13 protein-coding genes and 5 tRNA genes are annotated in these 15076 nt (G+C 44.2%); 3 read left to right on the top strand and 15 right to left on the bottom strand.

All coding sequences use genetic code 11. From position 1 onward, the window contains the following. Positions 1-50: 50 nt before the first annotated feature. The 14 genes from rpoB to B9N78_RS07755 form a co-directional block, all read right to left on the bottom strand. A complete protein-coding gene (rpoB, locus tag B9N78_RS07820; protein ID WP_085100834.1) occupies positions 51-4166 on the bottom strand; it encodes a DNA-directed RNA polymerase subunit beta in 4116 nt (1371 codons plus the stop codon). Positions 4167-4464: 298 nt separating this feature from the next. After that, on the bottom strand, positions 4465-4851 hold the full coding sequence (rplL, locus tag B9N78_RS07815) for a 50S ribosomal protein L7/L12 (RefSeq protein WP_085100831.1): 387 nt from the start codon (positions 4849-4851) through the stop codon (positions 4465-4467). Positions 4852-4895: 44 nt separating this feature from the next. Further along, positions 4896-5417, bottom strand: coding sequence for a 50S ribosomal protein L10 (rplJ, locus tag B9N78_RS07810; RefSeq protein WP_085100828.1), 522 nt, complete (start codon positions 5415-5417; stop codon positions 4896-4898). A gap of 144 nt (positions 5418-5561) precedes the next feature. Further along, positions 5562-6266: a 50S ribosomal protein L1 gene (gene rplA / locus B9N78_RS07805; protein WP_085100825.1), complete on the bottom strand. Its 705-nt coding sequence runs from the start codon at positions 6264-6266 to the stop codon at positions 5562-5564. 16 nt (positions 6267-6282) lie between these two features. Beyond that, entirely contained in the window at positions 6283-6708 is a 426-nt protein-coding gene (gene rplK / locus B9N78_RS07800; protein ID WP_085100821.1) for a 50S ribosomal protein L11, read from the bottom strand. A 73-nt stretch (positions 6709-6781) separates the two neighbouring features. Further along, positions 6782-7342, bottom strand: a complete 561-nt coding sequence (gene nusG / locus B9N78_RS07795) for a transcription termination/antitermination protein NusG (RefSeq protein ID WP_085100818.1) — start codon at positions 7340-7342, stop codon at positions 6782-6784. Between the two features lie 25 nt (positions 7343-7367). Beyond that, on the bottom strand, positions 7368-7562 hold the full coding sequence (gene secE, locus B9N78_RS07790) for a preprotein translocase subunit SecE (protein ID WP_342743608.1): 195 nt from the start codon (positions 7560-7562) through the stop codon (positions 7368-7370). A 79-nt stretch (positions 7563-7641) separates the two neighbouring features. Continuing rightward, positions 7642-7718 (bottom strand) — tRNA-Trp (locus B9N78_RS07785). A 15-nt stretch (positions 7719-7733) separates the two neighbouring features. After that, on the bottom strand, positions 7734-7883 hold the full coding sequence (rpmG, locus tag B9N78_RS07780; protein WP_031479713.1) for a 50S ribosomal protein L33: 150 nt from the start codon (positions 7881-7883) through the stop codon (positions 7734-7736). Positions 7884-7886: 3 nt separating this feature from the next. Then, entirely contained in the window at positions 7887-9080 is a 1194-nt protein-coding gene (gene tuf / locus B9N78_RS07775) for an elongation factor Tu (RefSeq protein WP_085100812.1), read from the bottom strand. Between the two features lie 71 nt (positions 9081-9151). Further along, positions 9152-9227 (bottom strand) — tRNA-Thr (locus B9N78_RS07770). A 44-nt stretch (positions 9228-9271) separates the two neighbouring features. Continuing rightward, positions 9272-9347 (bottom strand) — tRNA-Gly (locus tag B9N78_RS07765). A gap of 58 nt (positions 9348-9405) precedes the next feature. After that, a tRNA-Tyr gene (locus B9N78_RS07760) sits at positions 9406-9490 on the bottom strand. Between the two features lie 24 nt (positions 9491-9514). Next, positions 9515-9590: transfer RNA gene (locus B9N78_RS07755), tRNA-Thr, on the bottom strand. A 336-nt stretch (positions 9591-9926) separates the two neighbouring features. Between B9N78_RS07755 and B9N78_RS07750 the strand changes: the two genes are divergently transcribed. The 3 genes from B9N78_RS07750 to B9N78_RS07740 all read left to right on the top strand — a co-directional run bounded on the left by B9N78_RS07750 (position 9927) and on the right by B9N78_RS07740 (position 13779). Beyond that, the gene (locus B9N78_RS07750; protein ID WP_085100810.1) at positions 9927-10892 is read left to right on the top strand and encodes a tRNA dihydrouridine synthase; all 966 of its coding nucleotides are present in this window, start codon (positions 9927-9929) and stop codon (positions 10890-10892) included. 114 nt (positions 10893-11006) lie between these two features. Beyond that, positions 11007-11957 (top strand): chemotaxis protein, encoded by a 951-nt coding sequence (locus B9N78_RS07745; protein WP_085100807.1) that lies wholly within the window; start codon positions 11007-11009, stop codon positions 11955-11957. Between the two features lie 22 nt (positions 11958-11979). Next, positions 11980-13779 carry a chloride channel protein gene (locus B9N78_RS07740; RefSeq protein ID WP_085100804.1) on the top strand — a complete coding sequence of 600 codons (1800 nt, stop codon included), beginning with the start codon at positions 11980-11982 and terminating at the stop codon, positions 13777-13779. Here B9N78_RS07740 and B9N78_RS07735 read toward each other — a convergent pair. Beyond that, positions 13776-15020 (bottom strand): EAL domain-containing protein, encoded by a 1245-nt coding sequence (locus B9N78_RS07735; RefSeq protein WP_085100801.1) that lies wholly within the window; start codon positions 15018-15020, stop codon positions 13776-13778. The genes B9N78_RS07740 and B9N78_RS07735 overlap by 4 nt on opposite strands. Between the last annotated feature and the right edge of the window lie 56 nt (positions 15021-15076).

Here is a 15076-nt window from a genome sequence, read left to right as displayed (position 1 = left end):
TTTCGTGAAAAGGTTTATCTAGTCGCGGGGGCCTTGCGGCCCCGCGCTCATTATTGAGTTATAGCGGAAGAGTCTTCTTCCTCTTCTTCTTCGTCATCCTGAAGCAATTTGACATCGAGACCGAGAGACATAAGCTCTTTGATCAAAACGTTAAATGATTCCGGGAGTCCAGCTTCAAGGAAGTTGTCTCCTTTGACGATTTTTTCATACATCTTAACACGACCGGTAACGTCATCGGATTTGACAGTCAGGAATTCCTGAAGCAGATAGGCTGCGCCGTATGCTTCAAGAGCCCAAACTTCCATTTCCCCGAGTCTCTGTCCACCAAACTGAGCTTTACCACCAAGAGGCTGCTGAGTAACCAGCGAGTAAGGTCCGGTTGAACGGGCGTGAATCTTTTCATCAACTAAGTGATGAAGTTTGAGAATATACATAACCCCGACAGTTACGCGGTTCTGGAAAGGATCTCCGGTACGGCCATCCCAAAGGGTGACTTTACCGTCATCGGCGATTCCGGTTTTAACAACCAGATCCCAGATCTCTTCTTCAGTAGCACCGTCGAAGACAGGAGTTTTAGTGACAATTCCTTCGCGAGCTCTGTTAAGAGCATCTTTGAATTCATCATCATCAAGGCTGTCGACAAGTTCAAAAACATCTTCTGAATCAAAGGTGCTTTTGACCTCTTTACGAATCTGATCAAGAGCATCACCGGCATCAAGCATTCTGGCGAACTTATGTCCGAGTTCCAGAGCTGCCCAGCCAAGATGTGTTTCCATAATCTGACCGATGTTCATTCGAGAAGGAACACCAAGCGGATTAAGTACGATATCCATTGGAGTACCGTCAGCAAAGAACGGCATATCCTGTTCTGGAAGAATACGGGAAACAACACCTTTGTTACCATGGCGACCGGCCATTTTGTCACCTACGGAAAGTTTACGCTTAACCGCAATGTAGACTTTGACCATTTTAATGACGCCCGGAGGTAAATCATCACCTTCGGTGACTTTTTCACGTTTGACGTCATAAATACCTTTAATAACACGTATCTGTTTATCATATTCACCAAGAAGGAATTTAACAGCTTCATTGGTGTCTTTATCTGAGAACAGCCCGGCAAGCTTCTTAAGCGGAATCTCACTAAGAATTGCATCAGTGATTGTGTGTCCTGCTTCTGCAAGTACTTCACCCTTTCTGCGTCCCATAAGAGTCTGGTTAATCTGCTTGTTACTAACAACCGCGTATATTTTTTCGCGAGTCTTAGTTGTGAGAGAATCGATATGCTTGCTTTCTTTCATATCATGCTTGGCAAGCTCGAAATCTTCGATGGCCCTTGTACGGTCATCTTTCTCACCGGATCTGCGGTTAAACACTTTGACGTCAATTACCGTTCCCTCAATTCCCGGTGGAACTTTGAGAGAAGTATTTTTAACATCGCGCGCTTTATCCCCGAAGATAGCTCTAAGGAGTTTTTCTTCTGGAGTAAGCTGAGTTTCGCCTTTAGGAGTAATCTTACCGACGAGGATATCGTCAGGTGTGATGCGAGCTCCAAGGCGGATGATACCGCATTCGTCAAGATTGCTGAGCATATCTTCACTGACGTTAGGAATATCACGGGTAACTTCTTCTGGTCCAAGCTTGGTATCACGTGCGACGAGTTCGAATTCCTCAATATGGACTGAGGTGTAAACATCTTCTTTAACAACACGTTCAGAAATCAGGATAGCATCTTCAAAGTTGTAACCGCACCATGGCATAAATGCTACGAGCAGGTTTTTACCAAGAGCAAGCTCTCCGTCTTTGATACCAGGTCCGTCAGCAAGAACTTCACCTTTAGTAACACGAGTTCCGACCTGAAGTCTTGGGCGAGCACCATAACATGAGTTCTGATTGGACTTGTGCCATTTCTGAAGCTCATAATGTTTTACGCCGCCTGTTTCAGGATAAATCCCGTCATCATATCTTAATACGAGACGCTCAGCATCAACGTAATCAATATATCCATCTTGTTCTGCGAGTAGACAACTACCTGAGTCCTGCGCAACATTAGCTTCCATACCTGTTCCGACAAGCGGCTGCGCTGTCTTAAGGAGTGGAACAGCCTGACGCTGCATGTTCGATCCCATGAGTGCGCGGTTAGCGTCATCATGCTCAAGAAACGGAATAAGTGCAGCTGAAACTGATACAGTCTGACTCGGGCTGATGTCCATGAGGGTTACGTCTTCACGCGGCATCATGGAAACATCACCATTAAGGCGTGAGGTTACAAGCGGATTAACGAATGCGCCCTCAGCAGAAATAGGTGCGTTTGCCTGTGCTACTACGTGACCGACTTCTCTGGTCGCATCATAATATAGTATTTCATCAGTCATAGTGGAATCTTTGATTGTCCGGTAAGGACTTTCAATGAAACCGAATTCGTTAACCTTGGAATAAGTCGTCAAGGAAACGATAAGACCGATGTTTGGTCCTTCAGGAGTTTCAATAGGGCAGATTCTGCCGTAATGACTTACGTGAACGTCACGAACTTCAAAGCCTGCACGTTCGCGGGTAAGACCGCCAGGTCCGAGAGCCGACAATCTGCGTTTATGAGTAACTTCAGAAAGCGGATTTGTCTGGTCCATAAACTGTGACAGCTGAGAAGTACCGAAGAACTCTTTAAGAACAGCTGCAACAGGTTTAGGATTGATCAGGTCGTGAGGCATCAAAGTGGCTACTTCCTGGAGGCTCATGCGCTCCTTGATAGCTCTTTCCATGCGGACAAGACCGATTCTGTACTGATTTTCGACAAGTTCACCAACAGGACGTACACGCCTGTTGCCGAGGTTATCAATATCATCAGCTGGTCCATGACTGTCTTTAAGCTTACAAAGCAACAGAACAGCTTTTAAAATATCAACATTAGTAAGAGTCTTGAGCTCAAGAGGAGTATCAACATCCAGACGAGCATTCAATTTATAACGACCAACACTTGAAAGGTCATAATAATCCGCGCTGCGGAATAAGTTTTCAAAGAAGTTGGCTGCGATTTCTGCAGTCGGAGGAGAACTTGGACGTAGTCTGCGATAGATTTCAATCTGTGCACTTTCAACGTCAGTAGTCTTGTCCATCATGAGAGTATCGCGCAATGAAGAAGAAGTATCAGCCCCCATAGTAAGGAGAACTTTCACTTCTTTGAGGCCGACTTCCTGAATTCTTTCAAAGATTTCTTCAGTAATTTCATCAGCGGCTTCAGCAATAACTTCACCAGTATCCGGATCAGTTATATCATGAGCAGCAAATTGACCTACGATTGATTTCGGGTCAACTTCTATATACTCAACTCCGCCGCGGATAAGCTTGCGCCAGCTGAATTTTGTAATAGGTTTATCACGATCGACGATGACGGTGCCATCTTCTAGCGTGAGGTCAACCCATGCAATTTCTTTGCGGTACTGATTTTCTACAACTTTACGTCGTGCAATATGCCTATCAAGCTTGTATTCTTCGACTTCGTAGAAGTGGTCAAGAATATTCTGCTTAGATAGTCCCATCGCTTTAAGAAGAACAGTCGCAGGCATTTTACGGCGTCTGTCAATACGAACGTAAAGGATGTCTTTATGGTCAAAATCAAAATCCAGCCATGAACCGCGCATAGGGATAACCCTGCAGCTATAGAGCACTTTACGGCTGGTATGAGTTTTTCCCGAATCATGTTCGAAGATGATACCGGGAGAACGTTGTAACTGGTTAACAATTACGCGTTCAGTACCGTTTATGATAAACGTACCCTGCTCACTCATGAGCGGTACGGTTCCGAAATAAATGTCCTGCTCTTTAATGTCGCGAATAGTCCTGCTTGCGGATTCTTCATCAACATCAAAGACTACGAGGCGGACCTTGATACGGATAGGGGCTTCATAAGTAAGTCCCTTAGCAATACATTCATCCATATCGTATTTAGGTTCACCGATATCGTAGCTAACATATTCAAGACTTGCAGTTTTATTGAAGTCTTCAATAGGAAAAACCGAACGAAATACCCCTTCTAAACCAATGTCTGCCCTACTGGCCGGAGCTACGCCGACCTGAAGGAACTTTACAAAGGAATCAACCTGCAATTCAAGCAGGTGAGGTACCGGCAGAGTGACTTTGATCTTTCCAAATATTTTTCTGAGCTGACCCATCGTATCCTCATCAAGTGAGAAGGTTAGGGTTGGGAAGAAGCGATTTGACGAATATCAACCAATAATCAATCATTGGAACGTCAAAAAGTGCAAGACTAACATAGTACGGCAGAACAATTTTGCCTTCAACGAGAAATTTGTAACTATTTAGATTGCGCAATAAAGATCCAGCTGCGCCATTCCGAATCTATTCTAAATAATTGATCAGGCAATTTTGTCAATCTTTTTAACAGCGAGAAGAGCGCAACCCCGTGCGGGGGCTTGCGCTCCTCTTGCATTGACAATGAATTTGCTTGAGCTATTTCATTTCAGCGTCAGCACCGGCTTCAGTAAGCTGCTTAAGAGCTTCTTCTGCTTCTGCTTTTTCTACGCCTTCTTTGATAGTTGCAGGAGCTTCATCAACTTTAGCTTTTGCTTCTTTCAGACCGAGGCCTGTGAGAGCGCGAACTGCTTTGATAACAGCAATTTTGTTTCCGCCTGCAGCCTTAAGGATTACGTCGAATTCTGTCTGTTCTTCAGCAGCTGCACCAGCGTCAGCGCCAGCAGGAGCTGCTGCGAATGCTGCTACAGGAGCTGCAGCAGAAACACCGAATTTTTCTTCAAGTTCTTTGATGAACTCAGAGAGTTCGAGAACGGTCATGTTGGAAATAAAATCTACAACCTGATCTTTAGTAATATCTGACATGGAAATTTCCTCCTGGGATTCTTTGAATTGCCTTGACTTGGCGGTTATGCAGCTTCCTTCTGGTCCTTAACAGCAGTAAGAACATTCAGAAGTCCGCGAGGTACATTTGCGAGAACTCTCACAAAATTGGTCGGCACAGCATTCAGTGTGCCAAGAGCCATGCCTAAGAGCTCGTCCTTGCTTGGAAGCTTGGAGAGCGCCTCAATGCCTTTATCGTCAAGATACTTACCCTCAAGGCTGGCAAAACGCATGGAGAATTTTTTACTTCCCTTAGCGAAATCTGCAACTGCTTTAGCTGCTGCAACAGGATCAGTATATCCGGTTACAACTGCACAGCTTTCCTTGAATTTATCGGCCAGAATACCATGAGTGGTACCCTCAAACGCCAACCGGGCCAGAGTGTTCTTAACGACTTGGCAATCGACACCGACTTCTCTGAGTTTTGTACGAAGAGCAGTAAGTTCTTCAGCATCAATACCCTTAAAGTCAGTAACGATGGCAATGCTCGCCCTTTCAGCTACTTTAGTGAGCTGCTCAATAATCTGGGCTTTTTCTTGCCTTTTCACCTTAACACTCCTAATGATTTGACCCGGAAAGCAAGTCAAAGTAATGTCTCGGCAGGATATTAAGGGACCATCCCTCCTGCTTTCTTCGACTAAACTTCCCGTGTATTTAAACATCAAAAGCCGCCAGAGGCGGCACTTGATGATTTAGGACTCTACGTACTTTCTAGCTGCCAAAGGATCAACTCTAAATCCAGGACCCATGGTAGTCGCAACAGCAACTGCTTTCATGTATGTTCCTTTAGCGGATGTAGGTTTAAGCTTATTGACAGTGTCAAGAAGTGATTTAAGATTCTGAAGGAGCTTTTCAGCACCGAAAGAAACTTTTCCGATTGGAGCGTGAAGAACACCGGCTTTATCAACCTTGAATTCAACGCGTCCAGCTTTTACTTCAGTGACTGCTTTAGCAACATCAAAAGTAACGGTTCCAGTTTTAGCATTAGGCATCAAACCGCGAGGTCCGAGTACTCTACCGATAAGACCGACTTTCGCCATCATATCAGGTGTAGCAATGGCTTTATCGAAATCAAGCCATCCGTCTTTAACTTTTTCAACCAAATCATCGCCACCGACAAAATCGGCACCGGCTGCTTTGGCTTCCGCTTCTTTTTCACCGCTACAAAAGCAAGCTACTCTTACAACTTTACCGAGACCGTTAGGCAGGGTTACTGCGCCACGAATCATTTGATCGGAATACTTAGGATCAACTCCAAGGTTGATGGCAACATCAACGGTCTCGTCGAACTTGGCATATGCCTTTTCAACTGCAAGCTTAACAGCATCTTCAACGGTTAAACCGCGAGCTTCTGCGCCTTCAGTTGCTTTTCTGTAATTTTTTCCGTGCTTAGGCATGATCTATTCCCCTCACCTAGTCTGTGACGTCAATGCCCATACTGCGGGCGGTGCCCATGATGCTATTCATAGCAGCTTCAGTATTTGCAGCGGTCAAATCGGGTGCTTTAAGCTTGGCGATTTCTTCAACCTGAGCTTTGGAAACAGTACCGACTTTGTTCTTGTTTGGCTCTCCGGAACCTTTTGCCAGCTTTGCAGCTTTAAGCAATAATGTGGAAGCCGGAGGAGTCTTAGTAATGAAGGAAAAGGACCTGTCATGATAGACCGTAATAACGACCGGAGTGATCATGCCCTTTTGATCCTGCGTTTTAGCGTTAAACGCTTTGCAGAATTCCATTATATTGACGCCATGCTGACCTAACGCAGGTCCGACCGGTGGGGACGGATTTGCTGATCCAGCAGGTATCTGAAGCTTAATTTTGCCTATTTCTTTCTTGGCCATCGCTTTATGTCCTATATAAAAATTCAGTGAGGGTACTCACTGTCGGAATGAATAAAATGCAGTGCAGTCTGAATTACCCTTTGGTAACCTGAACAAAGTCCAGTTCCACCGGAGTCTGGCGGCCGAAAATGGAAACTGACACGCGAAGCTTACCTTTATCGTAGTTGACATCCTCTACGAGGCCGTTGAAACCGCTGAAAGGTCCGTCAATAACCCGGACGTCATCGCCCCGGTCAAAGTTGAACTTAGGTCTCGGCTGTTCCTGACGGTCTTCCATCAGGCTCAGGATTTTAGCCGCTTCACTGTCACGCATTGGAGTCGGACGGTTTTTACCACCGATGAATCCAGTTACACGAGGGATAGATTGGATGAGATGCCAGGACTCATCTTCCATGATCATTTTGATCATGACGTAACCCGGATAAAATTTCCGAGTAGACGTTCTTTTTTCCCCTTTTACCAATTCGACTACTTTTTCCGTGGGAACAACGACTTCTTCGATCAGTCCATTATCCTGACCAATTCTCATCATTTCACGGACAGTTTGCTCAACCCGTTGTTCATAACCTGAATAAGTATGAACTATATACCAACGGGCTTTCCTTCCCTGAGGTTTTTCAGCGTCTTCGTTCATGAGGCTTTCTGTTGTTTGGGTTGATTTAAGATAATATAGCCTCAACAAATTTGGAGAGGCCAAGGTCAACAACACCCAGAAATATCGACATGACTACGACAAGGACCAAGACAGCGGTACAGGTCTGAATAGTCTCTTTCTGAGTAGGCCATATGACCTTCTTCATCTCGACCTTCGACTGCTCTAGGAATTCGCCAAATTCTTTGAATTTAGCACTCATCCCCTGAGGTTCCACGTTGGTCTGCTGAGATCCCGCACTTTTAATTTTTTTCTTGGCCATATTGATTCCCAAAATGAAGTGGCAGGCCAGGAGGGATTCGAACCCCCAGCATCCGGTTTTGGAGACCGGCGTTCTAGCCGTTGGAACTACTGGCCTGCGTTTTTATAGAATCTACTTGGTTTCTTTATGAAGAGTATGCTTCTTATCAAAAGGGCAATACTTATTCAATTCAATACGACCAGTAGTGTTCTTTTTATTCTTCATCGTCGAATAGTTACGACGTTTACACTCGGTGCACTGCATCAGAACTTTGACACGCATGTCTTACTCCAGAATCTCAGTTACAACACCAGCTCCAACAGTACGGCCGCCTTCACGGATAGCAAAACGCAGTCCTGGATCCATACCAATCGGGTGAATCATTTCAACATTAAATGTTGCATTATCACCAGGCATTACCATTTCTACGCCATCTTCCAGTGTTACGATACCAGTGATATCGGTAGTACGGAAGTAGAACTGAGGACGGTATCCGGAGAAAAATGGAGTATGACGTCCACCTTCATCTTTATTGAGGATATAGACTTCAGCTTTGAATTTTGTGTGTGGGTGAATTGAACCAGGAGCAGCAAGAACCTGTCCGCGTTCAACGTCTTCACGCTTGGTACCACGAAGGAGTACACCAACGTTGTCGCCAGCCTGACCCTGATCGAGGAGTTTACGGAACATTTCAACACCGGTACAAGTGGTCTTAACAGTTGGTTTAATACCAACGATTTCGACTTCTCCACCGACTTTAATGATTCCGCGTTCTACACGACCGGTAACAACAGTACCACGGCCGGAGATAGAGAAAACATCTTCGATTGGCATAAGGAAAGGTTTATCGATGTCACGTACTGGCTCTTCAATGTATGTGTCGCAAGCTTCGAGAAGTTCAAAGATAGGCTTTGCTTCGTCGCTTTTGATGTCTTCACATTCGAGAGCTTTAAGAGCTGAACCTCTGATAACTGGAAGGTCATCACCAGGGAATTCGTAAGCAGAAAGAAGTTCGCGAACTTCCATTTCTACGAGTTCAAGCAACTCTTCGTCGTCAACCATGTCGCACTTGTTCATGAAAACAACAACGAAAGGTACGCCAACCTGACGAGCAAGCAGGATGTGCTCACGAGTCTGAGGCATAGGACCGTCAGTTGCTGCAACAACAAGGATTGCTCCGTCCATCTGTGCTGCACCAGTAATCATATTCTTGATGTAGTCAGCATGACCAGGACAGTCAACGTGTGCGTAGTGACGATTAGCAGTTTCGTATTCTACGTGAGCAGTAGCAATTGTGATACCGCGTTCTTTTTCTTCAGGAGCTTTGTCAATTTCGTCAAATGCGACGTATTTGCCGTTTCCTGCAAGACCAGCCATCTTAGTGATAGCAGCGGTCAAAGTAGTCTTACCATGGTCAATGTGACCGATGGTACCGATATTAACATGAGGCTTCTTCCGTTCGAATTTAGCTTTTCCCATGATAAATCCCCCTAAATTTTCTTTCAGCTTCGTGCTGATTTAAAGCGTTCAAAGGTCATTAAATAAATGTATGGAGCCCACGTCCGGACTTGAACCGGAGACCTCTTCCTTACCAAGGAAGTGCTCTACCGACTGAGCTACGTGGGCATCGATTAAACGCGCAGGTGGACTATGGGAGGTAAATTCAGAAATGGAGCGGGAAACGAGATTCGAACTCGCAACCCTCAGCTTGGAAGGCTGATGCTCTAGCCGTTGAGCTATTCCCGCTCTTTGTCCGTAGTTACACAACAGGTCTCCCTGTCTCCTACAGCGCGATTATCAAATGTGGTGGTGGGGGGAGGATTTGAACCTCCGAAGGCGATGCCGACAGATTTACAGTCTGTTCCCTTTGGCCACTCGGGAACCCCACCACTATATTTTAAAACTGTTACTTCTGGAGCTGGCGATGGGACTTGAACCCGCAACCTGCTGATTACAAATCAGCTGCTCTACCAATTGAGCTACGCCAGCACTAAGGTCGACTTTACTACAAGTTCTTTTTCGAGATTGCAAGCTTTTTCTGAATCTTTTTTTCACCGAGGTGAAAGTTTTTTTCTTCGAAGTGCAAAGTGAAAAATTTGAATGAACTGTGTTTTGCCGAAGCAACGAAGCGGGGTTTAAATGGAAATCGGTATAGAAGTCAACACCTTTTTTTTATTTTTTAATATTTTTTTTAGTGCCTTCTCAGCTACATACCTCTGCAGGGCACGTAAACATTGACTTTACACCCTTTTGGTGTATTCCATCCCCGCTTGCTAAAATTGTTTTACAACCACTCAAACACTTTTTTATTTCAGGTATAACTATATGAATTTACTTTCTATACATCCCAAAAAACCTTGGCTTGCCCCTTTGGCAGGATATTCCGACCTCCCCTTTCGTATGTTATGTAGAAAACGGGGCTGTTCAGTAGCCTGCACTGAGATGATCAGCGTTAAAGGTCTTAAATACAACGGTAACGGAACAAAATCTCTTCTTGCAACCTGTCAGGAAGACAATCCTCTTGTGGTCCAGCTTTTCGGAGGTGATCCTCAAGACTATTTAGATACAATGCCTGATCTTGTAGAACAGGGCCATACTTTTTTCGATTTAAACTCAGGATGCCCTGTTAAAAAAGTACTTAAAGCTGGCGGAGGATCCGCCCTGCTGCTTGAACCGGACAGACTTGTACAAACGGCAGCCAACATGGTCAAAGTTGCAGGAGAAGGCCGCGTAGGAGTTAAAATAAGGCTGGGGTTCATGTCCGGTGAAGATAATTACCTTGAAGTGGCAAGAAGGCTTGAAGATGTCGGCATAGGCTGGATCACTCTCCACCCGAGATATGCCAAACAGATGTTTTCAGGCACAGCTGACTGGTCAAAGCTGGCCATTCTAAAAAAGCATGTATCAATACCGGTAATCGGAAGCGGTGACTTGTTTACAGCGGAAGACGGCATAGAATGTATCAGGCAGACAGGAATTGACGGAATTATGTTTGCGCGCGGTGCCTTATATGATCCTGCAATTTTCTCACGATACCTAAAACTTATTGACGAACCTAACTGTGAATCTCTGCCTGACTTCGATTTAGGCAAAACAATGGAAGAACATATTCTCTCCAGTCGTGAATTTGACAGGAGCAACGGTTCTTTCCGAAAAATCAGATCCATGCTGCCAAGATATGCAAAAGGTAAAAACGGAATCAGAGCGGTTCGCGGCAGCATTTCAACATGCCAGAACTGGGAAGAACTTCTTGAAACTGTCCGGAAAATATCAAAGCTAGTAGACGAATAGTTTTTTTTAAATTAATTTGTTTTTTTATTTACCCTGTGTTGACGATTTGTCTCTTCTAAGGGTAATATATATTTTGAAATCATACAATTGACCAGACCATTACCGGAGACCACTATGTCATCCCAGACCGATATTTTACTTGAAGCAGGTACGAACGAGCTTGAAATCGTTGAGTTCTGGCTTGAAGAAGCACCACAGGAAGACGGGGAAGAAAACTACCACGGATTTTACGGTGTAAACGTAGCAAAAGTACTCGAAATTATAAGAATGCCTGAAAAGGTCACTCACCTGCCGAAAGTAGCACACCCGTCAATTATGGGTACATTCAATCTTCGCAACAAAGTTATCCCGCTTGTTGACTTAAGCTTTTGGCTTAACAAGGAACGTGTTGAAACCGAGCCTCCCAAAGTTATTGTTACAGAGTTCAATAACGTTTCTTCTGCTTTCCTTGTTTCCGGTGTAACCAGAATTCACAGAATAAGCTGGGAAAAAGTTGAAGCTCCTTCAGCATATGTATCTTCTCTTTCACAGGACTCAATCACAGGTGTTGTTAAATTTGAAGATCGTATCTCTCTTATCCTTGATCTTGAAAAAATCGTTGCAGAGCTTAACCCGGCACTTGGCCTCCAGCTTGATGATTCCGTAGACTGGGAAGTTACCGGTGGTTATAAAGCACTCATCGCCGACGACTCCACTCTTATCCGTGAAATGCTTTATGAACTTATGACCAGAGCCAAATTTCTGGTTGAGACAGCTAATACCGGACGTGAATGCTGGGAAAAACTTCTGCAACTGAAAAAGATGTCACTTGAAGATAAGCGACCTATCAAAGACTATATAAACGTCGTAATTTCAGATATTGAAATGCCGGTCATGGATGGGCATAACCTCACTGTACGCATAAAAGCTGATCCTGTTCTCAAAGAACTGCCTGTTATCCTTTTCTCCTCTATTATTACCGACAAGCTTCGCCACAAAGGGGAATCAGTCGGAGCGGATGATCAGATATCAAAACCGGAAGTAACACAGCTTGCTAAAAGAGCAATCGCTCTTATCCAAAAATAGAGTTCTTGGAAATTAATTTACCATGGCGTCAAGCTACGGGCCTGGCAGCAGCGAGCCGGACAGCACCGGAAAAAAGTCTGATTCAAAATTAGAAAGTCCCAGGACTCAATACTTATTGCTAATGACTTTTTCCGTTGTCATCGGTCTTGCGGCAGCATTGGGGGCCTTTTTTTTCAGATGGCTGATAGAGATTTTTCAATCAGCTTTCTGGACTAAAGGTTCCGATTTTCTTGAAAGTGCCGCCAACTCACCTTGGTGGCTGGTTCTTCTGCTACCCTGCGCCGGAGGACTTGCTGCCGGAGTGATCATCACCAACTGGGCTCCTGAGGCAAAAGGCCCCGGAGTTCCGGAAGTTATCAAGGCTATTGCCGTTCGCGGCGGCGTAATCAGACACAGAATCACCTTTTTAAAAGCACTCGTTACAAGCCTTTTGATCGGGTGCGGAGCCTCAGTCGGCCGTGAAGGTCCAATCGTTCAGATAGGGGCATCACTCGGATCCTCCGTCTCCAGAATTTTCAAGCTGGATAAAAGCATGCTTCCTGTCTGCGTGGCAGCGGGAGCCGCCGCCGGAATTTCTGCTACATTCAATGCACCGCTGACAGGTACCCTCTTCGCGATCGAAATTCTTCTGCTGGACACCGAAATATCTTATATCAGCCACATAATCGTGGCATCTGTCACAGCGTCAGCTCTTTCAAAATTCTTCTGGGGTGACTTTCCGACCTTCGATGCACCACACTTCACTTTCAACAACTTCGAAGAACTGATCATTTTTTTCATACTGGGAATTCTTGCAGGGTTCGTTTCACTCGCATTTATAGCAATGATCCGAACCACAGAAAACATATTCGATAAGATTCCGATTAAAGACTGGATTAAACCTGGAATCGGCGGACTCATTCTCGGTTTAATTGCGCTGAAAATCCCTGGAGTATTGGGAGTCGGCTACGAAACCGTAAACCTGAGCCTCACCGGAGTATTGCCGCTTGACCTTGCTCTGCTCCTGCTTGCTGCTAAAATGGTTGCGACATCGCTTTGCCTTGGATCGGGTATGAGCGGAGGCATTTTTGCTCCCTCGCTCGTTCTGGGGGCAACTTTAGGCATATCCGTCAGCACTGGACTAAATATGCTTTTCCCGAGCCTGGCCCTTACACACAGTCAATATGCTTTGGTCGGAATGGGAACCGTCGTTGCAGGAACGACTCTTGCCCCTATAACCGCCGTCTTAACCGTTTTCGAACTTACCTACTCATACAAAATTATCCTACCCATGATGGTCGGATGTATGACAAGCACACTGGTTGTCAGGATGCTTAACGGATATTCAATTTACGAAGCCAAACTACTGCGTCAGGGAGTGAACATTATCAGAGGTCATGATGAATCTGTTTTAGTAAATGTCGCAATTACCGAAGTAATGGAAACAGATTTTGACACTTTGAAGATGTCTGATCCACTGAGCAAAGCAATGGAAATGGTCCTCAGTTCGCCTTTTCCTCACTTTCCGGTATTAAACGATGATAAAAAGATAGAAGGAATTCTAACGCTTAGAGACATGCGCCCGTACTTTAAAGATCAAAATTACCTGAAGGAACTTCCTGCAATTGTCGATTCCATCATGAACAGAACAATTGTATCAGTTCCACAGAACTCTAATTTAAAAGAAGCTTTGATGCTTTTTGAAAGGACAGGAGTATCTTTCCTTCCAGTTATAGACAGCGAAAACAAAGTAATAGGGATCATTAAATCAATTGAAGCCTTCAAAAAATTTCAGGAAAAGCGGCAGAGAAACAGAATACTGTCTCTTGCTGTTAAAAATTAATCATCTTTTTGGGATTTATCCAGATACTCTAGGACCATGATTAATCCCCGCCTCCCGTCATCTCTGTAAAAAAATCCTGCAATATATCTCGAATCTTCACGGCAGAACGCAGAAATTTGCTTAATTCCGGCAACTTTCTCCAGCCCTGAATTTAAATACATGAAATAATCTTCATGGCTGTGGTCACTACCGGTAACGGACATTTCCACAGTCCGCCCTATAAGATCTCCTGATCTGCCTACAAAACGCTGCGAAACCTGCTTGCCGGAAGCATCTAAAACAAAAACTGATACAATATCCCGCTCTTTTTTTACCAATTCTTTAAGAATATTATTCAGACCTGAAAGTTCTTCTTGTTGCAGTTTTGACACTGTACCTTTTAAGACAAGATGAAAATGGGCGAATCTTTCACGGGATTCATCAAACTTTGCAATATTAACAGCTCTGAAATCAGAATTCAGCTTTGCTATTTTATCACTGAAACTTGCGGAACCGTTTTCACCATTACTGTCATTTGCATAAAAAAAACCCTGCTGAAGATAAAAACCTGATTCTGCCAGAGCGAGAGCTTCCGCTTCTGTTTCAACACCCTTGGCAACAGGCATCGCACCTGCCTGTTCAAAAATAAGAGATGCAGCCCTGACCATGTTTTTCTTATGATTTGATTTATCAATTCCCCCGAAAAAAAACCTATCAAGCTTAACAAAATCCGGGCGGATTTTAAAAACAACTTCTAATCCAGCTAAACTTACACGGGTGTTATCAAGAGAAATTCTGTAACCGCTTTTCTGCAATGAACCTATCAGGCTGAGAGGTATTTTTTTTTCAAGTTGAGAAACTTCAAATTCAAATGCGATTGTACGGGGATTAAAATTATATGATTCCAGAGTCTTAAACGGATACTGTTTCTCATTTTCAGGCAGATTATAAACATTGCTGTTTACGTTCAAGAAAAGAATCATATTTTTATATTTTAGATGAATATTCTTAAAAGACTTCAAAATATTGTTCACACACAACTTTTCAACTTTAAGTTGCGTTTCCGGCGGTAGCGAAGAACTAAACATGCATACCGGTTCAACAATTGTTTTCCCCGCCTCATTAACTCCACGTGAAAAGGCTTCGAAACCGATAATACCTTTAGACTCCAGAGAAAGTATGGGTTGAAAATAAACCTCGATACTTTCATCATCTAATATTTTATCTATAGAGATCAGGCATTCGTTAGTCAGATTTTCCACGGTTACTCCTTTGCTACTTAATTCTTAGCACATTATCTTTTATGTTTCACCATTTT

This window comes from Desulfovibrio gilichinskyi, assembly GCF_900177375.1.
GTDB lineage: Bacteria > Desulfobacterota > Desulfovibrionia > Desulfovibrionales > Desulfovibrionaceae > Maridesulfovibrio > Maridesulfovibrio gilichinskyi.
This window is presented reverse-complemented; position numbering and strand designations above follow the sequence as displayed.

Coding starts and splice junctions, on each gene's coding strand:
- rpoB (WP_085100834.1), bottom strand. CDS start 4,166: ATGGGTCAGCTCAGAAAAATATTTGGAAAGATCAAAGTCACTCTGCCG.
- rplL (WP_085100831.1), bottom strand. CDS start 4,851: ATGTCAGATATTACTAAAGATCAGGTTGTAGATTTTATTTCCAACATG.
- rplA (WP_085100825.1), bottom strand. CDS start 6,266: ATGCCTAAGCACGGAAAAAATTACAGAAAAGCAACTGAAGGCGCAGAA.
- rplK (WP_085100821.1), bottom strand. CDS start 6,708: ATGGCCAAGAAAGAAATAGGCAAAATTAAGCTTCAGATACCTGCTGGA.
- nusG (WP_085100818.1), bottom strand. CDS start 7,342: ATGAACGAAGACGCTGAAAAACCTCAGGGAAGGAAAGCCCGTTGGTAT.
- secE (WP_342743608.1), bottom strand. CDS start 7,562: ATGAGTGCTAAATTCAAAGAATTTGGCGAATTCCTAGAGCAGTCGAAG.
- rpmG (WP_031479713.1), bottom strand. CDS start 7,883: ATGCGTGTCAAAGTTCTGATGCAGTGCACCGAGTGTAAACGTCGTAAC.
- tuf (WP_085100812.1), bottom strand. CDS start 9,080: ATGGGAAAAGCTAAATTCGAACGGAAGAAGCCTCATGTTAATATCGGT.
- B9N78_RS07750 (WP_085100810.1), top strand. CDS start 9,927: ATGAATTTACTTTCTATACATCCCAAAAAACCTTGGCTTGCCCCTTTG.
- B9N78_RS07745 (WP_085100807.1), top strand. CDS start 11,007: ATGTCATCCCAGACCGATATTTTACTTGAAGCAGGTACGAACGAGCTT.
- B9N78_RS07740 (WP_085100804.1), top strand. CDS start 11,980: ATGGCGTCAAGCTACGGGCCTGGCAGCAGCGAGCCGGACAGCACCGGA.